This is a genomic window from Piscinibacter sp. XHJ-5 (assembly GCF_029855045.1).
Classification (GTDB): domain Bacteria; phylum Pseudomonadota; class Gammaproteobacteria; order Burkholderiales; family Burkholderiaceae_C; genus Albitalea.
In genome coordinates this window covers 5,309,163-5,330,187 of sequence record NZ_CP123228.1, presented here as the reverse complement: position 1 = coordinate 5,330,187, position 21,025 = coordinate 5,309,163, and the positions used below count along the sequence as shown (strand labels likewise).

The following is a 21,025-nucleotide window of genomic DNA, read 5'->3' as shown; positions in this document are numbered from 1 at the left end:
TGAATCGACGCCACGCGCCCTTCGAAACGCGATTGAAACCGCCACGCGCGACGCTGCTGCCTTCTTCACGGAGGCAGCCGATGACACCCTTGCAGATCACCCTCGTTCGCCGCAGCTTCGACCTGGTCGCGTCCATCGCACCGCAGGCCGCGGCGCTGTTCTACGCCAACCTGTTCGAAGCCGACCCGGCGCTGCGGCGGCTGTTCCGCGGCGACATCGCGCAGCAGGGCGCTCGCCTGATGGCCATGCTCGGCCAGGCGGTGCGCATGCTCGATCGGCCGGTGCATCTCGCGCCGGCCCTGCGCTCGCTGGGCGCGCGCCACGGCGGCTACGGCGTGGAGCCGCAGCACTACCGCAGCGTCGGCGCCGCGCTGCTGAAGACGCTGTCGCAGGGGCTGGGAGAGGCCTTCACGCCCGAGGTGGAGCAGGCCTGGATCGCCGTGTATGGCGTGGTCACGCACCACATGCTCGAAGGCCAGACCGCCGCGGCGGTGGCTTGATCACTCCAGCAGGCGGGCGACGCGTGCGAGCAGGTCCTCCTTGGAGAACGGCTTCTCCAGGCTCTCGCTGCGCGCCGACTTGAGGAACTCGCGCGCGTTCGGCGACAGCGTGTCGCCGGTGACGAAGAGCATGCGGCGGGCCAGCTCGGGATGGCGCGCGAGCACCTCCCGCCGGAACGCGGCACCGTCCATGTCGGGCATGCGCAGGTCGGACACGATGGCGTCGAAGCGCGCGGTGTCCAGCAGCTCCAGCGCCACCGCGGCCGATTCGCCGGAGGCGACTTCGTAGCCGGCGCGTTCGAGCATGTCGCGCATCAGCGCCGAGATCTCGGGCTCGTCGTCGACCACCAGGATCCGCGCCACCGGCCGGGGCTCTGCGGCCGCGGGCGGCGCATCCACGACGGCTTCGGATTCGCCGCTCACCGGCAGGCTCAGGCGGAAGATCGCGCCGAAGCCGGAGTCGCGCGAAGGCTCCAGCGTCAGGTCGCCGCCGTGCTCGCGGGCCAGCGAGCGCGACATCGGCAGGCCCAGGCCGGTGCCGATGCCGTCGGCCTTGGTGGTGAAGAAGGGTTCGAAGATGCTCGTGCGCATCTCCGCCGGCACGCCGGGTCCGGTGTCGGCCACGCACAGCCAGACCCGCGGCTCGCGGTAATTGCGCAGCGTCTCCACGCCGCTGGTGATGGCCACGCGGCGCTCGCCCGGCTTGCCGTCCAGCGCCTGCTGTGCGTTGACCAGCAGGTTCAGCACCACCTGTCCGATCTGGTCGGCATCGGCATACACGGTCGGCAACCCCTCGGCCAGGCGCAGCTCGACCTCGATCCCGTGGCTGCGAAAGCCGTAGTGCAGCATGTCGACGGCGGCCAGCACGAGCTGCTCGATCGCGATGCTGGCGCGCTGCGAAGGCCGGCTGCGCGCCATGTTGAGAAAGGTGCGCACGATGCGCCCGCAGCGCTCGGCCGCCTCGCGGATGCGCTGCACGTCGGCGCGGATCTCCTCGCCCAGCGGCGACTGCTCGCACTTCTCTTCGAGCAGGCTGGCGCGGCCCATCACGATCGCCAGCGGGTTGTTCAGCTCGTGCGCCACGCCGGCCAGCAGGCTGCCCATCGCGGTCAGCTTCTCGCTCTGGCGCAAGGCCTCCCGCTGCCGCTCGATCTGCTGCGCGGCGTTGTGCCGCTCGGTCAGGTCGGCCATCGATGCGGTGTAGAAGACCGCGCCGCCGACGTCGGTGCGCCACAGCACCATCTCGATCGGGAACTCGCTGCCATCGGCGCGCAGCGCGTGCAGCGACATGCGCTTGCCGAGCACGCGCGGCTCGCCGCCGGCCTGCAGCCGATCGAGACCGGCCTGGTGGGCCGCTCGAAAACGTTCGGGCATCAGCAGCTCGCTCACAGCATGGCCGAGCACATCGGCGCGAGCGCGTCCGAACATCGCTTCGGCAGCCGGATTGAATTCGACGATGCAGCCGCTCGCATCGGTGGACACCAGCGCGGCCAACGCGTTGTCGACGATGGCCGACTTGAGTGTCTCGCTCGCGGTCAAGGCTTGCTGGCGCGCGGCGACTTCCTGCTCGCGCAGCTTGAGCTCGGTGTGGTCCCGCCCGAACACGACCACCGCGTTGAAGCGGGCGCCGTCGTGGTCGTAGGGAATCAGCGTCTCCTGCAGGTACCGGCGTCCGTACCGGCTGTAGTCGACCCAGCCTTCCCAGCTCAGCGCCTCGCCGGCGAAGACGCGCTCGGCGATGGGCGCATAGCTGGCGGTGGCCGCTGCGCCCAGCACCTCGTCGACACGCCGGCCGATCAGGTCGTCGGCGCCCAGTCCGAGAAAGCGCAGCAGCTCGCGGTTGGCGTAGCGATAGCGCTGGTCGCGGCCGACCACCGCGACGCGCGCGGTGATGTTGTAGAGCAGCGATTGAGCGAGGCTCGCCTCCATCGGCACCCGGCCGGCATCGGCCCAGGCCGCGGCAGGCGACCAGTGCAGATGGCGCACGTCGTCGTTCACGCCGGGGGCTCCTGCGGCACGAACACGTAGCCGACGTTGCGCACGGTGCGGATCACTTCGGGCCGGTCGGGATTGCGCTCGATCTTGCGGCGCAGGCGCATCACGCGCAGGTCGATCGAGCGGTCGAACACGTCCCAGCCGCGGCTGTGCGCCTGCTCCATGATCTGGTCGCGGTTCAACGGCCGGTTGGGCGAGCGCGCGAACAGCGCGAGCAGGTCGAATTCGGCGGCGGTCACCGCGATGTCGCTGCCATCCGCGCCGAGCAACCGGCGCTGCTGGAGATCGAGCAGGCACTGCCCGAAGCGCACCCGCTGCGCGGGGGCCACCGCACCCGCCGCCGCGGGCGACAGGCGGCGCAGCAGGCTCTTCACGCGCGCCAGCAGCTCGCGCAGCTCGAAGGGCTTGGGCAGGTAGTCGTCCGCGCCCATCTCCAGGCCGAAGATGCGGTCGAAGGTCTCGGCGGCGGAGGTCAGCATCACGATGCCCAGGCGCGGATGGTGCTCGCGCAGCCAGCGGGCGAGCGACAGGCCGTCCTCGCCGTGCATGTGCACATCGAGGATCGCGACCGAAGGGCTCCAGCGTTCCAGCAGGGCACGTGCGGCGGCCGCGTCGACGGCGCAGCGCACATCGAAACCGTGGCGGCCGAAGTACTCGGCGAGCAGCTCGCGGATCTCCGACTCGTCGTCGACGACCATCAGCGGGACGTCCGGGTGCGTCTCCATCGGCAGGCTTCTCCGGTGCGCCGGGACGCGCCCATTATCGTCCTGGCCCGGCGACTCCCTGCTCGGCGTCCATGGCCCGGCTCTGCGGCGTCGCAAGGCCGCGAAGCAACGCGGTCGCGTCGTGCAGGTCGGGCGCGTCGTAGCACGGTGCGAGGGCCTCGCAGATCGGCTCGAGCAGCGCTCGCGCGTCGTCGATGCGGCCCTGGGCGCACCACCAGCGCCCGAGGCTGAGGGCCGTGCGCAGCTCCCAGGCCCGGGCGTGCTGCGAACGCGCAACGGCCAGCGCCTGGTGGAAGCAATGCGCTGCCTGGATCGATTCGTTCGGGTCGAGCAGGCTCAGCTCGCCTCGCACACGCCACAGCTCGGCCTCGGTCCATCGCAGCTCGCCGCGCTCCTCGAGGGTGCGGCCGATGACGTCAAGGCCTTCGCCCACGCGCCCGCACGCCGCGAGAGCCCTGGCGTGCGCCGAGTGGAAGTACGACGTCACGATGGCGGCTCCGGCGACGTCGAGCTGGGAAAAGCCGCGCTCGAACTCCTCGATCGCTTCGGCACTGCGCCCCAGGTCGACGAGGGCGCACGCCAGATCGGCACGAGCGTGCGCCTCCCAGGTCCGCAGGCGATATTGCCGTGTCAGTTCGAGGAGGTCTCGCGCGTCGCGTTCCGCACGCGCTGCATCACGTGCCAGGACCGAGAGCAGCACCGAAAGGTGGCGAGCGAACGCCCGGGTATGCAACGAGTCGCAGCCATGGCTCAGCTCCAGGCCGCGGCGCATGACGCGCTCGGCCTGCAGGCGATCGCCGAGCAGGAGCTCTGCCCGCGCCAGGTAGCCGCGCGCGAACACTGCCGGCTCCACGCCCACCTTTTCGGCAAGGCTGTGCTGGAGGTCCTGCTCATCGAGGGCTGTCACGCGGCGCAGGTGATCTCTGCCGTCGCGCAGGTGTCCCATGGAGACTTGTGTGGTTCCGAGGATCCGCAGCGCGATGAACTCGACCGTGCGATCGGGTTGGCGCGACGCGGTCTCCAGCAGCCGTTCGCCGAGCGCCAGCGCACTGCTGGACTCGCCGCGCGCCAGCAGGCAGTTCCACACGCCCTGCACGACCTTCACGCGAAGGGCGATGTCGTGGTCATCGCGCAGAAGGCGATGGGCCTCCTCGAACGCCTCGAGGGCGGCCGCTGCGCCGTGTCCTCCGGCAGCCCTTTGCGCCTCGCCGAGCTGGCACAGGAGCCGCAGCTGACGGTCGCGCGACGCGTCGTCCATGCTCGCCTGCCTGACGATGTCGATCGCATGGCTGAAATACCGCGCCGCTTCCTCGTAGGCCCCCTTCGCGAGGGATGCGTTTGCCGCCTGTTCCCAGTACCCGACCGCCTCCGCACCCCGCTGCGCCTTGACCGCGTGCTGCGCGCGGACTTCGGGCGCGCCGGTCGGGTGCTGCGCGCTCAGCACGTCGAGGATCCGGGAGTGCAGTTGCCTGCGCCGGCCCCGCGGCACGCTGCTGTAGGTGACTTCCTGCATCAGCGCATGCTTGAACACGTACCTCGCGTCCGGACGCGCACCCCGCTGGAACACCACTTCGGCTGCGGCGAGCTGATCCATGGCCCCGTCCAGCTCGCGATCGGGCCACTGCGTCACCGCTGCCAGCAGCTGATGGTCGAACTCCCGCCCCAGGCAGGCAGCGATCTGGGCAACCTCCTTGGCCTCGGGAAAGCGGTCCAGGCGCGCCATCAGCGAGCCGTGCAGCGACGAGGGGATCGATGCCTCCCCGGTCTCGAGCACTGCCTTGGTGAGCTCTTCGACGAACAGCGGCACGCCTTCGGTCTTGGCGACGATGGTCGACAGCGTCTGCGGTTGCAGCGTATCGCCTGCGAGGCGCGTGACGATGTCCTCCACGCTGGCGCGGTTCAGGCGATGCAGCCACAGCAACGCAACGCCGGGATGCGTGGCGAGTGCCGGCTTGTTCTCCGGCCGGCTGGTCATGAGCAGCAGCATGCGCGCGTGGTCGATTCCCTCGAGGCAGCGCTCGATCAGCTCGCGCGTGGTGGGGTCCATCCAATGCGCGTCCTCGACCAGCAGCAGCAATGGGCGCTGCTCGGCCATTTCGAACAGTCCCTCCGCCAGCAGCTCCAGCGTCCGCCCGCGCAGCATCTCCGGCGACATCGTCAGCGGGCCGTAGCGCTGAGCGCCATTGAGTCCGAGCAAGGTGGCATAGATGGCTGGAGCTTCCCGGTTGCCGAAGAGCGCCTCCAGCTTGTCGAGCGCAGCGTCGGTGGAGTCGTCCGTGTTCAGACTCGCCATGCGACCCAGGCGTTGGATCACGGGCCAAAGCGCGCTGCTGCTGTGGTACGGCGAGCACTGCCAGCGAACCTGGACCTGCCCTTGTGTCGCCGTGGCGTCCAGCAGAGCTTTCACCAGGCGCGACTTGCCGATGCCGGCCTCGCCTGCGAGCAGCACGGCCTGGCCTTCGCCGCTGCGGGCCAGCGCCCAGCGCCCCAGCAGCAACGCCAGCTCCTGGTCGCGTCCCACCATCGGTGTCACGTCGCTCCCGCGCCTGGCCTCGTACCGGCTGTCGGCGGCCTGCTCGCCCAGCACCGCGTGCACCGTGACGGGTCCCGCGATCCCCTTGAGCGTGTGGCTGCCCAGCGACTCGCATGCAATGCCAGGACCCGCCAGCCGGCACGTCAGGTCGTCGATCAACACCTGCCCGTCGACCGCCAGGTTCAGCACGCGCGCGGCCAGGTTGGGGGTGACGCCGACGGCCGACTGCTGCTGCGCCGGGCCTTCGCGGATCAGGTCGCCCACCACCACCGGGCCCGTGGCGATGCCCACGCGCGCGTCGATCGACTTCTCCGATGCCCGCACGCGGCGTATGAGCGTCAGGCCTGCCCGCACGGCTCGCTCGGCGTCGTCCTCGTGCGCGCGCGGCCAACCCACATACACCAGCATGCAGTCGCCGTAGAAGTTCGCCACGTGGCCGTCGTACTCGGTCACCACCTGCGTGCAGGTCTTGTGGAACCGCTGCACCAGGGCGCGCAGTTCTTCCCCATCCACGGCGCTGCGCGCCACCAGCTGGCAGTACACCACCGAGATCTGGCGGAGCTCGGCCAACTTCGTGGCCGGTTCGGCACGGCTCGTCGCCTCGTCGTGCAGCTGCGCGATCGCCTCGACCAGCCGCCGGCGATGTCCCACGGAGCGCACGCCGATCTCTGCCAGGTCCGCTTCCGTCAGCAGGCGCAGCGTGGACGCGTCGATGTCGTTCTGTTCGAACGCCTCGACATAGCACGCAAGACCGAGGCCGGTCAGCCAATCGGCAACGTTCATGGGCCCATCTCTTCTGGCGCAGTCCTGGTTGGGGGGGCAAAGCAGAGCACGTCGCCCCGGCTGCGTCAAGCCGGTCGCGGTGCGTTGCGGCCGCTCGAGCAGGCCAGACGGCGGCTCCACGGGACGTGGTCGCGGGCGTCCGGCTCAGGCATACGTCCTAGGGAGCCGTCGTGTTTCTTCAAGACACGGCACGGGCGCGCCTTTCACCATGGTCCGCACTCCCTATCGGACCCGATCGCTTCGCATGACCCCTCGACAAATCGCCCTCGTCCAGCACAGCTTCGCCCTGCTCGATCCGTACAGCGAGGCGTTCTCTCAAGCTGTCTACGGCCGCCTGTTCCAGCTCGACGCCGGACTGAAGGCCATCTTTCCCCGCGACATCGCGCGCCAGGGCGCGCGGCTCATGCAGATGCTCGGCGTGGCGGTTCACGGCCTGGTGTGCCGCCACGAGCTCGTCCCAGTGCTGCGCTCGCTCGGCGCGCGGCACCGCGGCTACGGCCTGCGGCAGTACGACTTCGAGACCCTGGCGCAGGCGCTCAACGACAGCCTGCGCGCGCGCCTCGGCGAAGCCTTCGATGCCGAGCTGCAGCAGGCCTGGCACGAAGCGCTGCGGTTCATCGCGGCCGAGATGCTGCAAGGCATGCTCGAGGCCGACACCGAGCCGCAGCCCATCGGCCACATCGACGTGCTGCTGTAGCGCGTCACGAAAGCGCCAGCAGACTGTGCGGCGCCTGCAGCACCCAGCTGCGCAGGCGATGGTCGCTGCCCGGCTCCTGCAGTGCCGTCGGCGTGAAGCCGGCCAGGACACGCAGCTCGCGCGTCAGGTGCGCCTGATCGCTGAAGCCGCAGGCCAGCGCCAGGTCGGCCAGCGGTGCGGCGCAGCGCTGCTGCAGCAGCCGCAGCGCATGCTGGATCCTCACCAGCCGCAGGAAGACCTTGGGCGCGAGGCCGAACTCGGCGACGAAGCGCCGCTGCACGCTGCGCTCGCTCAACCGGAAGTGCCGTGCCACATCGCCCACCGACATGCGCGGCAGCGCCGGCAGCAGCGGCCACAGAAGCTCCTGCAGGCCGGCGCCCGGCTCGGCGGCGACGGCCAGGCGCGACAGCAGCAGCGCGTCGAAGCGCGCGATGCGCTCCAGGAGCCCGCGGCCGCGCGCGATGTGCTCGATCCAGCCGGCCGGAGGCGTCTCCATGACCTCGAAGGCGTCGGCATGCGCGTCCGTCAGCCTTGCCGCCGGCACCCCGCACAGCCGCGCCGCGCAGCCGGGCTTGAGGATCGCGACGATCGACAGCGTGTCCTCGCGGTAGCGGCGTGTGCACGGGGACGTCTGTGCACCGCTGACCGTCAGGGGCGGCAGGCTGCGGCCGGTGGCGCCGTCCATGATGGCGCCGCGCAGGGTCGCGACGATGCTGCCGTAGACGTGTGCGGGAAACTGCGCGCCGTCCGCGTCGTCGGGCGGCGCCGCACCCGCACCGCCGTCGCGTGCGACGAAGCACAGCACGTGGCGCGCCAGGCGGCGCGAAGGCTGCACGATGAAGCGCTGGGACGGCATGACGGGTCGCGAGGTGCCTCAGGCCGCCTGCGCCGCGGCGTCGCGCAGGCTGCGCCGCGCCGCATCGGCTTCAGCGATGAAGGCCTCGATCAGCGGATCGACCAGCGCAGGGTCGGACACCGGGGCCATGTGGCCCGAAGGGACCCAGCACACGCGGGCGTCGGGCAGCGCGCCTGCCAGCGCGAGCAGCAGGGCCTGGGTGCAGCCGGGACTGCGCTGGCCGCCGAGCAGCAGTGTCGGCAGGACCTGATCCAGCCCCGCGATGTCGGACAGGGTCTGCGGGGCGCCGAACAGAGCCTGGAAATCGAGCGCCGCCTTGGGCAGCAGCCGCGCGAGCGCCTGCTGGCGCGAGGGGGCCAGCGCCGCGAACGTGCCCGCGCCGCTCCAGAAGTCGATGAAGCAGGCGGTGGCCGCAAGACGGTCGCCCTCGGCCGCACCCGTGACGACTGCTGCCACGGCGCGAAGCTCGGCGAGCGCGTCGGCGTCCGGCAGCAGGTGGAAGGCCGTCGGCTCGAACAGGGTCAGGCTGTGCAGACGGCTCGGCCTGTCGTGGGCCAGCCGCAGCGCGACGCCGCCGCCATACGAATGACCGACGAGGTGGAAACGTTCGTGCGGGGACAGCACCCCGGCCAGGACGCGTTCCACATGGGTCGTCTCGTCGGCCAGCGAGAACGTGGCGGCGAGCGGCATCGGCGCATCGCCATAGCCGAGCAGGTCGACGGCGATCGTGCGGAAGCGGCCGCGCAGCTGCTCGACCAGGTGGCGCCACTGCCGCTTCGAGCCCATCGTGCTGTGCAGCAGCACCACGGCAGGCCCGTGGCCTTCGATGTGAACGGGGCAGCGGCCGAGGTCGCGGATGTGCGCGGTCATGGCGGGCCTCAGAGGTAGACCGTCGCGCCGCGTGTCGCTGCGCGAAAGGCGGTCGACAGGGGCGTCGTGTGGGAGTGCACGAAGCGCTGCGGCGTCAGCCCGGTGAGCTGGCGCACGACACGCGACATGTGCGATTGATCGGCAAAGCCTGCGCCGGCCGCGGCCGAGGCGAGCGATTCGCCGCGCCGCGCCAGCCGCGACACCCGCTGCAGCCTCGCCACCTGCGAGAGATGGCGCGGCGAGGTGTCGAGCCAGCGAGCGAAGTCGCGCTCGAGCTGCCGGCGAGACAGCAGCTCGTCGTCGGCCAGCCCGTCGACCGCGCTCGCCGGCTCGGCCAGCATGCGCATCGCGGCTCGCGCCGTTCGGATGGCCGCCGCCGGCGTCCGGCGCGGCGTGGCTGCCCGCAGCTCGAGCCAGCCGGCGAGTGCCTGCAGCTTGTCTTCCAGCGAGGCGGCCAGCGCGATGTGCGACTCCAGGTCGCGCGTGACCCGCCGGTCCAGCAGCTCCGCGACACGCGCGCGTATGCGCGGCACGCCCGACAGCGGCTGGCCCTCCAGCAGCGCAGCAGCGCCCAGCGGCGTCAGCAGCGCGAACAGCGTGACGCAGTCACCCGCCGGGATGAACGAGCCCGTCCAGCGCCGGATGCCGGTCAGGTGCGTGTTCTCGCCGAGGGCCGCCTTGCGCTCGACCCCGTCGGCACCGCGGCCGAACTGCACGCTCAGCACCATGGACTCGTGCGGCGCGACCCGCTGCTCCAGGGGCGGCACGTGCTGCATCTCGACCGCCATCAGGCCGCCGACGTACGGCGTCAGCGCTCCCGCCACCGGCATGACGATGGTTCGAAACGCGCCGTCGACAGCGCGCGCAGTCGGTGTGTCCATGAGTCGACCCTCGCAACAGCAGGGCGTCGACTGTCGGTGCCGGGCGTATCGGCTCGGTTTCAGGGCCGCGGCGATCGTGTTTCAGTTGTTGCGCCGGGACCTTGAGTTAGGGGGCGCGAAACCCTCAGCCCGACCGTCTCCCGCAAGCGGGAGAGGGGGCGCGGCCGACGGCTCTGTCCTATCGATGAGGCGAGCCCAGGCCCATGAATGCCGACCACTCCGTCACGGTCAGCTCGTCGGCATGGGTCGCGGGCGGGATCTCCACGCGCAGCACGGCGGGCGGCGGGGGCGCCGGCTCGGCAACCGGCTTGATCATGTCGTGGTCATCCATCGGTGGGTGTTGCATGCGGGTGTGGTTCATGTGGGCGACGACGGAAGCCGCGCGGCGATGCCGGCCTCCTCCTTGGCGGAAAAGAAGTGCGGGTACAGCGAGCGCTCGGTGCCCACCTCGGGCCGGCCGGCGAACTGCGCGATCTGCCGACGCGCGTGGGCGAAATCGAGCCGCATCAGCACGGCGACGGCATCCACGCGCCGGTTCAGGCGCTGCGGACCGATGACGGTGAAGCCCAGCATGCGCTGGTAGTAGCGCACATGCCGCGGATTGACCTCGATGACGACATCGTCGAAGCCCAGCCGCAGGTGCGCCCAGATGTAGGCCGCGTGGAACAGCGACGCGAGCACGCGCCTGGACTTGACGACGTGGTCCATCGCGAGCTTGGTGAACTCGCACAGCCGGCGGCCTTGTGCGCGCAGCGCATTCAGCTCGGCCAGGAACAGGTCGTCGGCCAGCAGGCCGCGCGGGGAATCGAAGCTCACCGAGATCGTGCCTATCGTCTCGCCCTGATCGCAGGCGATGAGCGTCACGACGTTCGACGCCGGCGTCGGCGTGTCGGTGGATGTCTTGTAGCCGCGGCCGGCGTACATGCGGTGCACCAGGATCTGCGCCGAGGAGCGGTGGCCGCCGGTGTCGGCGGCGCGCAGCGTGACGACGCGCGCGCCGATGGTCTCGTCGGTGACTTCGGCGAGGTCGAGGTGGTCACTGAGATGCGAACGAAGCGGGGTGGCTGGCGGCGATGCGGGTGTGGCGTGGATCATCGAGACGAACTCCTGCCGTCGGATCCCCACGCTCACTATGGCAGGTCGGCGGCCGCGCTGGTGGCCGATTCCGGTACGAATTGGCGCCTGCCGAGGGCATCAGCGCGCGAAGCCGGACGTGCACAGGCTCCACAGCGCCAGCCAGGCCGCCTGCGCGTCGCCGTCGCGCCAGCCGATCCAGCCGGCGGTCGCGAGCGCCGTGCCGGCGACCGCGAGGGCGGCGCGCTGCAGCCAGCGGCGGACGATGTCGGCGCGGCGCGTCATGCGGCGACGGGCTCCAGCTGGCGCTCGATCGAGCGGTCGCGGATCGGCAGGTTCAGCAGCACCGAGGCGACACCCAGCCCGATGGAGATCGCCCACATCCAGGCGTAGGACCGCGTCGCGTCGTAGATGCTGCCGCCCAGCCAGGCGCCCAGGAAGCCGCCGAGCTGATGGCCGAGGAACACCAGGCCGAACAGGGTGCCGAGAAAGCGCACGCCGAAGATCTGCGCCACCACGCCGCTGGTCAGCGGTACGGTGCCCAGCCAGGTCGCTCCCATCACGAGGGCGAAGGCGTAGAGGCTGGCCGGGCCGATCGGCAGCGCGAGGAAGCCGATCATGGCCAGCGTGCGCACGGCATACAGCGCGGACAGCAGGTACTTGCGCCGGTACAGGTCGCCCAGCTTGCCGCAGACGAAGGTGCCGACGGCATTGACCAGCGCGATGAGCGCGATCGCGTTGACGCCTGCCTGGACCGACATGCCGGCGTCGCGCAGGTAGGCAGGCAGGTGCACGCCGAGGAAGGCGAGCTGGAAGCCGCAGCTGATGAAGCCGAGGTTCAGCAGCCAGAAGCCGCTGTGCCGCAAGGCGGCGCGCACCGCCGGTGACGCCCCCACGGCGTGCGCCGGCGGGCCGCTGCCCGCCGGCGCCGCGGCGCGGTCGTCGACCCTGCCGCCCGCCCACGCGCAGGCCAGCGCCAGCAGCGCCAATCCCTGCAGGGCCTGCGACCAGCCGACATGGCCTATGCCCCACTGCGCGAAGGGCACCAGCAGGAACTGCACGAAGCCGCCGATGCCGCCCGCCATGCCCTGCGCCCAGCCGCGGCGGTGCGGCGCGACGATGCGGGCCAGGCCGCCATAGACCGTCGCGAAGGTCGTGGCCGAAAGCGCCGCGCCGATCACGACGCCGGCGCCGACCGCGAGCACGCCGGGCGTCGGTGCGATCGATTCGACCAGCAGTCCCGCCGCGTAGACCGCTGCGCCCCAGGCGATGACCCGGGCGGTGCCGAAGCGGTCGGCAACCCAGCCGGTCAGCGGCTGCATCACGCCCCAGACGAGCGTCTGCAGGCCGGCCGCGAAGGCGAACGACTCACGGCCCCAGCCCCGGTCGCCGAGCATCGGCAGCATGAACAGGCCCTGGACATGGCGGGTGCCGAGTGCAAAGCCCAGCACCGCGCCGGCACACAGCAGCAGAGGCCACGGGCTGCGGGCCCGGGATGAGGGTGGCAATGCGGGACTCATGAGCCTCCTGGGAGAGCGTCGTGCGAAGCCACGCACGGATCTCAGCAGTCGATGCCCCGATTTGGATGCAGCGCGCCCCCTGTGCACAATCGAATTTCCTGCTGCCGACCGATGAGGAAAGCTCGTGTCTCGTGCGCTGCCCCCGCTCAACGCGCTGCGTGCATTCGAGGCGGCGGCGCGCCACCGCAATTTCGCGCGGGCCGCGCACGAGCTCCATGTGACACCCGGCGCCTTGAGCCATCAGATCCGCGGCCTCGAGCGGCTGCTGGGCGTGGCGCTGTTCGAGCGGCGCGCTCGCGGCGTGCTGCTGACTTCGGCCGGCCGCACCTTGCATCCCGGGCTGCTGTCCGCCTTCGCTCTCATCCGCGAGTCGGTCGAGGCGCTGCGCGCCAGCGCCAGCAGCGGCGTGCTGGTGGTCAGCACCCCGCCGGGCTTCACGTCGAAGTGGCTGGCGCCGCGCCTGCACCGCTTCGCGCAGGCGCATCCGGAGGTCGAGCTGCGCATCGCCTCGTCGGCGGCCTATGCCAATTTCGCCGCCGACGGCATCGATGCGGCAGTGCGCAACGTGCCCGAGGAGACCGGCATCGCCCCGGCGCTGGACAGCGAGAAGCTGATCGACGACCGGCTGGTGGTGGTCGGCAGCCCGGAGCTGGTCGCCCGCATGGGGCGCTCGCGCCGCGACGTGCGCCAGACACCGCTGATCCACGACGACCAGCTCGCCGGCCGCCCGGAGGTGCCTACCTGGAGCGACTGGTTCCGCGTTGCCGGCGTGCCGCCGGTCGACGTGCGGCGGGGCCTGCGCTTCAGCAGCGCCGAGCACGCCATCGGGGCCGCCATCCAGGGCGCGGGGCTGCTGCTGACCCACACCTTGCTCGCGCACGACGAGCTGGCCAGCGGACGGCTGGTGGCGCCGCTGGACGTCGTCGTGCCGACCGGCCGCGCGTATTTCCTGGTGCATCCCAAAGCCAGGCGACCCCGGCCTGCGCTGGAGGCGTTCCGGCACTGGCTGCGCACCGAGATGGCAGCGATGTAGTAGGGGCGGACGGGCTCGGGGCGCCCGTCACGCGTCAGCCCGGCGCGGCTCCCTGGGTCGCGGTGTAGACGGCGTACAGCGACTGGCTGGCCGCCATGAACAGGCGATTGCGCTTGGGGCCGCCGAAGCAGACGTTGCCGCAGATCTCGGGCAGCCGGATGCGGCCGATGAGGCGCCCTTGCGGCGTCCACACCGTGACGCCGCTGTAGCCGACGCTGCGCCCCGCGTTGCTCGAGCACCAGAGGTTGCCGTCGACATCGGCGCGCACGCCGTCGGGGCCGCACTTCACGCCGTCGATCATGAAGTTGCTGAACAGCTTGCCGTTGTGCAGCTTGTTGTCCGACCCGACGTCGAACACGTGCATCTCGCCCTTGCCGCCGGCGATGGTGTCGCCCGGTCCCTGTCCGGTGCTGACCACGTAGAGCCTCTTGAAGTCGGGCGAGAAGCACAGGCCGTTGGGGTCGGGCACCAGGTCCTCGCCCGCCACCTGCGTCAGCGTGCCGCCCTTGTCCAGCCGATACACCGCGGTCGGCAGCTCGCGCTTGTAGGTGCCGATCTCCGGCGGCTGTCCGAGGCGGGGATTCAGGCGCCCGGCCTTGTTGGCCGGACCACCGGCGGCGTCGACCGCACCCTCGTAGAGCTGCGCGCCGTAGGGCGGATCGGTGAACCAGTAGCTGCCGTCCGGATGCGCCACCACGTCGTTGGGCGAGTTCAGTCGCTTGCCGTTGAAGGCGGACGCCAGCACGGTCACCGAGCCGTCGAGCTCGTAGCGCACCAGGCGGCGCGTGAGGTGCTCGCACGACAGCTGCCGGCCCTGGAAGTCGAAGCTGTTGCCGTTGCTGTTGTTCGACGGCGCGCGAAACACGCTGACATGGCCGTCGTCCTCGCTCCAGCGCAGCTGGCGGTTGTTGGGGATGTCGCTCCAGACGAGGAAGCGGCCGACCGCATTCCACGCCGGCCCTTCGGACCACAGCGCACCGGTCCACAGGCGCTGGATCGGGGCGTTGGGCTGGCGCAGACCGTCGAACAGGGGGTCGATCGTCAGCACGTCGGGATCGGTGAAGTAGGTGGTCGGTGCCCCCTGCGGACCGAAGTCGCGGGGCGGCTGCGTGACGGTGCTGGGCGGCGCGACCGCCCCGCCGGCAGCCTGCGCGTGCGCCCATCGTGGAGCGACGAACGCCGCGCCCATGACGGCGCCCATGCCGCGGATGAGCTTGCGGCGCGACAACGAAGGCTTGAACAGGAAACCCGGCTCGACAGCGGCCATGACCCACCTCCCTCCATCGCGGCTGCCGGGGATCGGCGGCCCGCTTGCAGATTAGTTGCTGAACGAGGACTGCGCCAGGCGCGCCGCGTCACCAGCTGTTGCGCAACTCCCGCAGCTTGACGAACACCGTCATCGGATCGGGCCGTTCCGGCAGGTCGGGAAAGCTTTCCCGCAGCTTGGCGATGACGGCGGGACTCGCGAGACGGAAGAAGGTGTTGAACTGCTTTTCCTGCGCCAGCGTGGTGACGACCGAGGTCGCGGGGTCGTGCCCGGTCACCTGGGGCAGCATGGCCTGGGCCGCGGCGTTGTCCGGCTCGCGGGACAGCGTGAAGCGCAGGTTGTTCTCGATGTAGTCGTGGCCGGGATAGACGAGCGTGTCGTCGGGCAGCGTGGCGAGCTGGCTCACGAAGGTGCCGTACAGCGCGACCGGGTCGCCGCCGTGGTGGCAGTTGCCCGCGCCGGCATTGAACAGCGTGTCGCCGGAAAGCAGCGCCGGCTGGTCGGTGTGCGAGCGCAGGCAGATGTGGCACATGGTGTGGCCCGGCGTGTCCATGCACTCCAGCTCGACGGTCTTGCCCACCCTGATCAGGTCGCCCGCCGCGACGCCGCGGTCGACGCCGGGAATGCGGCTGCCGGCGCGGTGATGCGCGATCACCTTGGCGCCGGTGGCTGCCACCACCGCGGCGTTGCCGGCGGTGTGGTCGTGGTGCTCGTGCGTGTTGAGCAGCTGCGTGATGTGCCAGCCGCGCACCTTGGCGGTCGACAAGCACTTCTCGTGGTCCACCGGGTCGATGGCCAGCGCCTCGCCGGTCTCGGGGCAGGCCACGAGGTAGTTGAAGTTCCGCAGGGAGTTTCCGGTCCAGATTCGCTCGACGATCATCGTGGGCTCCAGGGGGCGGGGAGGCGATTGTAGGAAGTCGCATCGGGTGGCGGGCTGGCGACGTCATGTTGTGCCACAGCGCCACGGAGATGGGATCGGCTGGTTCACACTGCGCGTGCCCTCACGCTTTCACACCACTTTCGAATGGAGGAGAACACACATGCGCGGAAGCTGCCTGTGCGGAACGATCACCTACGAGGCGTCACAGCTCGACTCGCCGATCCGGCACTGCGCGTGCCGGACCTGCCGCAAGGCTCACTCGGCAGCGTTCAACACGTCGGCGTCGGTCAGGCAGGAGCACTTCAAGTGGCTGAGCGGGGCCGAGCTGCTCAGCTCGTTCGAGTCGTCGCCGGGCAAGCGACGGTACTTCTGCAGTCGGTGCGGCAGCCAGATGGTGGCGCAGCGTGCGGACAGCGGGCTGTTCGTGCTGCGCGTGGCCACCCTCGACGACGATCCCGGCCAGACGCCGCAAAGCCGCATCTGGGGCTCTCACGACGTGCCGTGGCTGGCGCACGGCGCGGACCTTCCCGTGTATCCGCAGTGGGGGCCGGATCACCGCTGAACGGCTCGACGAATCGCCCGTTTGCCCGACAAAGGTCACGACTTTCGGCGCAAGCCCGAGCCGGAAGCGGCCGCGGGCTGCCCATACTCGCGCACTTTCTCAACTCCAGCCCGCTCTCATGATTCCGATTCGCTCCCTGCTTCTGTGCGCCTGCGCCGCCGCGGCGCTCGTCCTCGTCGGATGCAGCCGCGTGCCCGACACCGTCAGGATCGGCGTGGCCCAGCCGATGTCGGGCCCGCTGGGGCCGCTGGGCACCGACATGAAGAACGGCGTGCAGCTCGCGGTCGACGAGCTCAACGCACGCGGCTTCAAGGTCGACGGCAAGGCCGTCAAGCTCGAGATCGTCGCGGTCGACGACAAGGCCGACAGCAAGACCGGCGAAGCGGTCGCGAAGACGCTGGTGGACGCGGGCGTGGTGGCGGTCGTCGGCCACCTGAACTCCGGCGTCAGCATCGCCGCCGCGCCGATCTATGCGCAGGCCGGCATCGCGCAGCTCGCGATCTCGACCAAGCCCGAGTACACGCAGCTCAATCTGCCGACCACGCTGCGCCTGGTCGCCAACGACGCGCTGCAATCGAAGGCACTGGGCTCCTACGCCGCCACGCAGATCGACGGCAGGAAGTTCGCCGTGGTGGACGACAGCACGCCATACGGCAAGGGCCTCGCGGACCTGGCCGCGGCGGAGATCAAGAAGAACGGCAAGGACATCGCGGTCCGCGCCAGCCTCGACGACAAGACCACCGACTTCTCCAAGCTGGTCCCCCAGCTCAAGGCCGCCGGCGCCGACGTGTTCGTGACCACGCTGGCGGACTTCCAGGTGGCCGCGCTCATCCAGCAGCTGGCCGCGGCCGGCATGAGCGAGATGCAGATCGTCGGCGGAGACACCATCAAGACCGACAAGCTGCCGGCGGCGGTGACCGGCATCCGCGCGGTGTATGCCACCTCGCCCATCATCGAGACGCGCGAGTTCGTCGCCGGCCCGCAGTTCCTCGCGAGGTTCCAGCAGAAGTTCAAGGGGGACCCGGTATACGGCGCCCACTACGCGTATGACGCCGTGCACGTGCTCGCCGCGGCGATGCAGCGCTCGCGCAGCGCCGATCCGGGCAAGGTGCTGGTCGAGCTCAAGCGCATCGACGCGCTCGCGCCCGTCACCCACAACATGCGCTTTCGCGGCGATGGCGAGCAGCACTACGGCGTCGTCAGCGTCTACCGCGCCCGCGGCGGCAAGTGGGAGCCCGTGACGCGCAGCGACACCTGGTGATGCCCTGGTGACCCCCCGGGGTTTGCGTCGCGCTTACGCTAAGGCCAACCCCGGAGATTCACCATGACCGCCACCCGCCTGTCCGTCCCCAAGGAAAAGCTCAAGTTCGTGCTGCTCGAGGGAATCCACGCCTCGGCCATCGAGACGCTGAAGCACGACGGCTACACCCAGGTCGTCACCTCGCCGAAGGCGCTTTCGGGCGATGCGTTGATCGAGCAGATCGCCGACGCGCACTTCCTGGGCATCCGCTCGCGCACCCTGCTGCCGGAGGCGGTCATCGAGAAGGCCGCCAAGCTCACGGCGATCGGCGCGTTCTGCATAGGCACCAACCAGATCGACCTGGGCGCCGCGCTGCGTCGCGGCATCCCGGTGTTCAACGCGCCGTTCTCCAACACGCGCAGCGTGGCCGAGCTGGTGCTGGCCGAGATCATCATGCTGATGCGCGGCATCCCGCACAAGAACGCGGTGCTGCACCGCAACGGCTGGGTCAAGAGCGCGGCGCGCTCGTACGAGGCGCGCGGCAAGACGCTGGGCATCGTCGGGTATGGGCACATCGGCACGCAGATCGGCGTGCTGGCCGAGCAGCTCGGCATGTCGGTGATCTTCTACGACATCGAGGCCAAGCTGCCACTGGGCAACGCGCGCCAGGTGCCCACGCTGGACGCGCTGCTGGAGACGGCCGACACGGTGAGCCTGCACGTGCCGGAGACAGCCGCCACGAAGAACATGATCGGCGCGGCCCAGCTCGCCCGCATGAAGGCCGGCAGCCACCTGATCAATGCATCGCGCGGCACGGTGGTCGACATCGATGCGCTCACCGATGCGCTCGAGCGCGAGCACCTGCATGGCGCGGCGATCGACGTGTTTCCGGTCGAGCCGCAAGGCAACGACTCGCACTTCGAGTCGCCGCTGACGCGCTTCGACAACGTGCTGCTCACGCCGCACATCGGCGGCTCCACTGCCGAAGCGCAGGAGAACATCGGCCGCGAGGTCGCGGCCAAGCTGATCCGCTACAGCAACAACGGCTCGACCGCGTCGTCGGTGAACTTCCCCGAGGTGACGCTGCCCGAGCACACCGGCCGCTCGCGGGTGCTGCACATCCACCGCAACATTCCCGGCGTGATGGCGCAGATCAACGAACGATTCTCGGCGGCGGCCATCAACATCGATGCGCAGTACCTGCGGACCAACGACGAGGTCGGCTACGTGGTGACCGATGTGGACAGCAGCGCCGAGAGCAGCACGCTGGCCGACCTGTGCGCGATTCCGGGGACGATTCGCTGCCGCGTGCTGTATTGAGGGGCAGGTTCGGCAGGCGGCTGCCGTCTCCTCCGGTCGGGCTGAGCTTGTCGAAGCCCTGCGTGCCGGTTTCACGCGGCCCTTCGACAAGCTCAGGGCGAACGGCCGCCCACCGTTCGGGCTGAGCTTGTCGAAGCCCTGCGTGCCACTTTCACGCGGCCCTTCGACAAAGCTCAGGGCGAACGGCGGCAGTGGACCTCCGTTCGGGTCTCGTCTCACCCTTCTCCGGAAACACCCCTCAGAAGTAAACCCGCACCGACACCTCCACTGCCCGGTGCTGCGGCACGATGCCGAACACCGAGTCCGCATCGCCGGAGTACTTCTGCCACTGCAGCGCCAGGTCGACGCGATCCCAGTGGTAGCGCGCCTCGAGCCACTGCGAGCGGCTGTGCGTCACGGCGTCCCAGCGTACGAAGCCCGACACGTCGAGCCGCCGCAGCAGCGCGTCGCGCCATGTCGCGTAGAGAAAGGCCGCCCGGCGCACCGGCAGGTCCTGCAGATCCTGCGCCGCCTGCAGATAGCGCAGTGAATCGGCCAGCGACGCGGTGCGCAGGGCGTCCCACTGGGCCCGATCGGGCGCAGCGCTGTTGAAGTCGGCTTCGGCGGTGAGGGACAGATTGAACGCCGTCGTGTAGGTCAGGCCGAAGGCCGCGCGCCGGCGCCAGCGTTCGGTGTCGATCCTGCCGAGCGCCTCGGCGATGAGCGTGGGTCCCTTGCCCGCGGCCAGTTCGGCGAAAGCGACCGTGGCGTCGCCGATCAGGGTCGACACGTTGAGGCCGGCCTGCGTCGTCTTGCCCTTGCCGCCGTGCAGCAGGAATTGCGGATTCAGCCGCTCGCCGAACCGGTGGCTGCCGGCGATCAGCCAGCGGTGGTGGGCGTTGGTCGACCCGAGGTCGAGCGACGTGGTCGCGTCGCTGGGACGATCCTCGAGCTTGGGCGAGTACGCCGCCGACAGCGAGCTGCGTTCCCACAGCTTCTGCCCCTGGACCACGACAGTGCCCAGCCGGTTCTCGCGCAGCCGCGCCGGATCGGGCGAGACGATGGAGCGCAAGGCGCCGTCGCGAAAGAAGTCGGTCGGGTTGTAGCCCCAGGCGGCGCCGTGGCGGATGTTCACGCGCCCGAGGTCGAGGATGACGTCGGGCCGCGCCTGCCAGCTCACGTAGGCTTCGCGCAGCGCATTGACGTTGCGCTCGCGCGGCGCGTCGTCGCTGTGGATCAGGTCCAGCCGGTCCGACAGCACGGCACGCCATCCGGGCGCGAAGGTCGTGTCGTAGCGCAGGTCGAGCGAGGCCCGCGCGACGTCCGTGGTCGGGCCGCCGCGCAGCCAGCCGCGCAGGCCGGCGCCTTCGACGTAGACGCGGTGCTGCTTCGCTGCCTCCTTCTCGGTGGCCGCCTTGTCGGCGAGCTCGAGCGCGGCGGCGTCGTCCTGCTGGGCAGCAGCGGGGGCGGCGCAGGCAAGCGCCATCGAGGCGATCAGGGCAGTGCGTGGCGGCATGGTCACTCCGGCTTGAAGCGGGGCAGGTAGTCGCGCTGCAACCACGCATCGGGCACGTCGCGCCACGCGTAATCGCTGTAGCGCATCACGGTCACCCACTGCGGGTCCAGCCCGTCGATGATGACGACCTCGGTCGGGCGCTCTCGGCCGAGCTGGGTCGCGAACTTGCGGTAGTACGCGGTCTTCAGCAGCCGTCCGCTCTCGGCGAAGAACCGTCCCTTCACCGGCCGCGCCGAGCCTTCCTCGATCCACATCTCGATGTGGTGATAGGTCACGTCGGGTGCGGCGGCGGCCAGCTGCAGCTTGTCGCATTGGCGCCTGGCCTTCTCGCCGTCCACGGTCTCCTCGGTGCCCAGCAGCTGGGCCTTGTAGTCGCGCGCCAGGTTCACCGTCAGCACGTCACCGTTGGCCGCCTGCCCGAGCAGCCGCTGCTGCGGCGACAGCCGGATGCTCGCCTGGCTCGCGGGGTCGAAGAACCACAGGTCGTTGCCGCTCTTGAGCATCAGCTTGTTGGCATCGCGCTGTGGCGCGACGAAGCGGATCAGGCTGCGGTACTGCCCGCTCGCAGGGTCGGCCTTGGAGTAGACCGCCAGCGTGTTGCTGTCGGTCTGCCTGCCCTGCCGGTATTCGATCAGCGTGACCGTCACCGAGAACGGCCTGGCCGGGTTGCGCACCGCATCGCTCGCGGCCAGGATGGCTTGCGGCGATTCGGCGGCCTGTGCTCGCAGCGCAGGCAGCAGGGCGGTGGCGAGGAAGAGTCGTCGATTCATCGGAATGACTCCGGGTGAGGGCAG

The 21,025-nt window shown here is 70.3% G+C and carries 20 protein-coding genes; 6 read left to right on the top strand and 14 right to left on the bottom strand.

The window, feature by feature from the left end:
• Positions 1–80 precede the first annotated feature (80 nt).
• Positions 81–500, top strand: a complete 420-nt coding sequence (locus P7V53_RS25165) for a globin family protein (protein ID WP_280152232.1) — start codon at positions 81–83, stop codon at positions 498–500.
• Here P7V53_RS25165 and P7V53_RS25160 read toward each other — a convergent pair whose 3' ends face one another.
• The 3 genes from P7V53_RS25160 to P7V53_RS25150 are packed head-to-tail and all read right to left on the bottom strand — an operon-like array spanning position 501 to position 6,536.
• Positions 501–2,498, bottom strand: coding sequence for a PAS domain S-box protein (locus P7V53_RS25160; RefSeq protein ID WP_280152231.1), 1,998 nt, complete (start codon positions 2,496–2,498; stop codon positions 501–503).
• Positions 2,495–3,220 carry a response regulator gene (locus P7V53_RS25155; RefSeq protein WP_280152230.1) on the bottom strand — a complete coding sequence of 242 codons (726 nt, stop codon included), beginning with the start codon at positions 3,218–3,220 and terminating at the stop codon, positions 2,495–2,497. The genes P7V53_RS25160 and P7V53_RS25155 overlap by 4 nt, the downstream gene beginning before the upstream one ends.
• Before the next feature lie 34 nt (positions 3,221–3,254).
• Positions 3,255–6,536, bottom strand: coding sequence for an AAA family ATPase (locus P7V53_RS25150; protein ID WP_280152229.1), 3,282 nt, complete (start codon positions 6,534–6,536; stop codon positions 3,255–3,257).
• A gap of 244 nt (positions 6,537–6,780) precedes the next feature.
• Between P7V53_RS25150 and P7V53_RS25145 the strand changes: the two genes are divergently transcribed.
• Positions 6,781–7,233, top strand: a complete 453-nt coding sequence (locus P7V53_RS25145; protein WP_280152228.1) for a globin domain-containing protein — start codon at positions 6,781–6,783, stop codon at positions 7,231–7,233.
• A gap of 4 nt (positions 7,234–7,237) precedes the next feature.
• Here P7V53_RS25145 and P7V53_RS25140 read toward each other — a convergent pair whose 3' ends face one another.
• The 7 genes from P7V53_RS25140 to P7V53_RS25110 all read right to left on the bottom strand — a co-directional run bounded on the left by P7V53_RS25140 (position 7,238) and on the right by P7V53_RS25110 (position 12,434).
• A complete protein-coding gene (locus P7V53_RS25140; RefSeq protein WP_280152227.1) occupies positions 7,238–8,089 on the bottom strand; it encodes a helix-turn-helix domain-containing protein in 852 nt (283 codons plus the stop codon).
• 18 nt (positions 8,090–8,107) lie between these two features.
• Entirely contained in the window at positions 8,108–8,959 is an 852-nt protein-coding gene (locus P7V53_RS25135; protein ID WP_280152226.1) for an alpha/beta hydrolase, read from the bottom strand.
• Between the two features lie 8 nt (positions 8,960–8,967).
• Complete coding sequence (locus P7V53_RS25130; protein WP_280152225.1) at positions 8,968–9,840, bottom strand: helix-turn-helix domain-containing protein; 873 nt, start codon at positions 9,838–9,840, stop codon at positions 8,968–8,970.
• Positions 9,841–10,018: 178 nt separating this feature from the next.
• Complete coding sequence (locus P7V53_RS25125) at positions 10,019–10,171, bottom strand: hypothetical protein (protein WP_280152224.1); 153 nt, start codon at positions 10,169–10,171, stop codon at positions 10,019–10,021.
• Positions 10,172–10,197: 26 nt separating this feature from the next.
• Positions 10,198–10,935: a long-chain N-acyl amino acid synthase gene (locus P7V53_RS25120; protein WP_280152223.1), complete on the bottom strand. Its 738-nt coding sequence runs from the start codon at positions 10,933–10,935 to the stop codon at positions 10,198–10,200.
• A gap of 99 nt (positions 10,936–11,034) precedes the next feature.
• Positions 11,035–11,199, bottom strand: a complete 165-nt coding sequence (locus P7V53_RS25115) for a hypothetical protein (protein WP_280152222.1) — start codon at positions 11,197–11,199, stop codon at positions 11,035–11,037.
• Positions 11,196–12,434, bottom strand: coding sequence for an MFS transporter (locus P7V53_RS25110; RefSeq protein ID WP_280152221.1), 1,239 nt, complete (start codon positions 12,432–12,434; stop codon positions 11,196–11,198). The genes P7V53_RS25115 and P7V53_RS25110 overlap by 4 nt, the downstream gene beginning before the upstream one ends.
• A 124-nt stretch (positions 12,435–12,558) precedes the next feature.
• Here P7V53_RS25110 and gcvA point away from each other — a divergent pair, with 124 nt between their 5' ends.
• Positions 12,559–13,467: a transcriptional regulator GcvA gene (gene gcvA, locus P7V53_RS25105; protein ID WP_280152220.1), complete on the top strand. Its 909-nt coding sequence runs from the start codon at positions 12,559–12,561 to the stop codon at positions 13,465–13,467.
• Between the two features lie 34 nt (positions 13,468–13,501).
• Here the strand turns inward: gcvA and P7V53_RS25100 are convergent, their stop codons facing one another.
• Complete coding sequence (locus P7V53_RS25100) at positions 13,502–14,734, bottom strand: SMP-30/gluconolactonase/LRE family protein (protein WP_280152219.1); 1,233 nt, start codon at positions 14,732–14,734, stop codon at positions 13,502–13,504.
• An 88-nt stretch (positions 14,735–14,822) separates the two neighbouring features.
• Entirely contained in the window at positions 14,823–15,614 is a 792-nt protein-coding gene (locus tag P7V53_RS25095; RefSeq protein WP_280152218.1) for a hydroxyacylglutathione hydrolase, read from the bottom strand.
• A 160-nt stretch (positions 15,615–15,774) separates the two neighbouring features.
• Here P7V53_RS25095 and P7V53_RS25090 point away from each other — a divergent pair, with 160 nt between their 5' ends.
• The 3 genes from P7V53_RS25090 (at position 15,775) to serA (ending at position 18,736) form a co-directional block, all read left to right on the top strand.
• On the top strand, positions 15,775–16,176 hold the full coding sequence (locus P7V53_RS25090) for a GFA family protein (RefSeq protein ID WP_280152217.1): 402 nt from the start codon (positions 15,775–15,777) through the stop codon (positions 16,174–16,176).
• Positions 16,177–16,294: 118 nt separating this feature from the next.
• Positions 16,295–17,437 carry a branched-chain amino acid ABC transporter substrate-binding protein gene (locus P7V53_RS25085; protein WP_280152216.1) on the top strand — a complete coding sequence of 381 codons (1,143 nt, stop codon included), beginning with the start codon at positions 16,295–16,297 and terminating at the stop codon, positions 17,435–17,437.
• A gap of 63 nt (positions 17,438–17,500) precedes the next feature.
• Positions 17,501–18,736 (top strand): phosphoglycerate dehydrogenase, encoded by a 1,236-nt coding sequence (gene serA, locus P7V53_RS25080; protein ID WP_280152215.1) that lies wholly within the window; start codon positions 17,501–17,503, stop codon positions 18,734–18,736.
• Positions 18,737–18,974: 238 nt separating this feature from the next.
• Here the strand turns inward: serA and P7V53_RS25075 are convergent, their stop codons facing one another.
• The gene (locus P7V53_RS25075; RefSeq protein ID WP_280152214.1) at positions 18,975–20,231 is read right to left on the bottom strand and encodes a hypothetical protein; all 1,257 of its coding nucleotides are present in this window, start codon (positions 20,229–20,231) and stop codon (positions 18,975–18,977) included.
• A 2-nt stretch (positions 20,232–20,233) separates the two neighbouring features.
• A complete protein-coding gene (locus tag P7V53_RS25070) occupies positions 20,234–21,001 on the bottom strand; it encodes an outer membrane lipoprotein-sorting protein (RefSeq protein ID WP_280152213.1) in 768 nt (255 codons plus the stop codon).
• Positions 21,002–21,025: the final 24 nt, after the last annotated feature.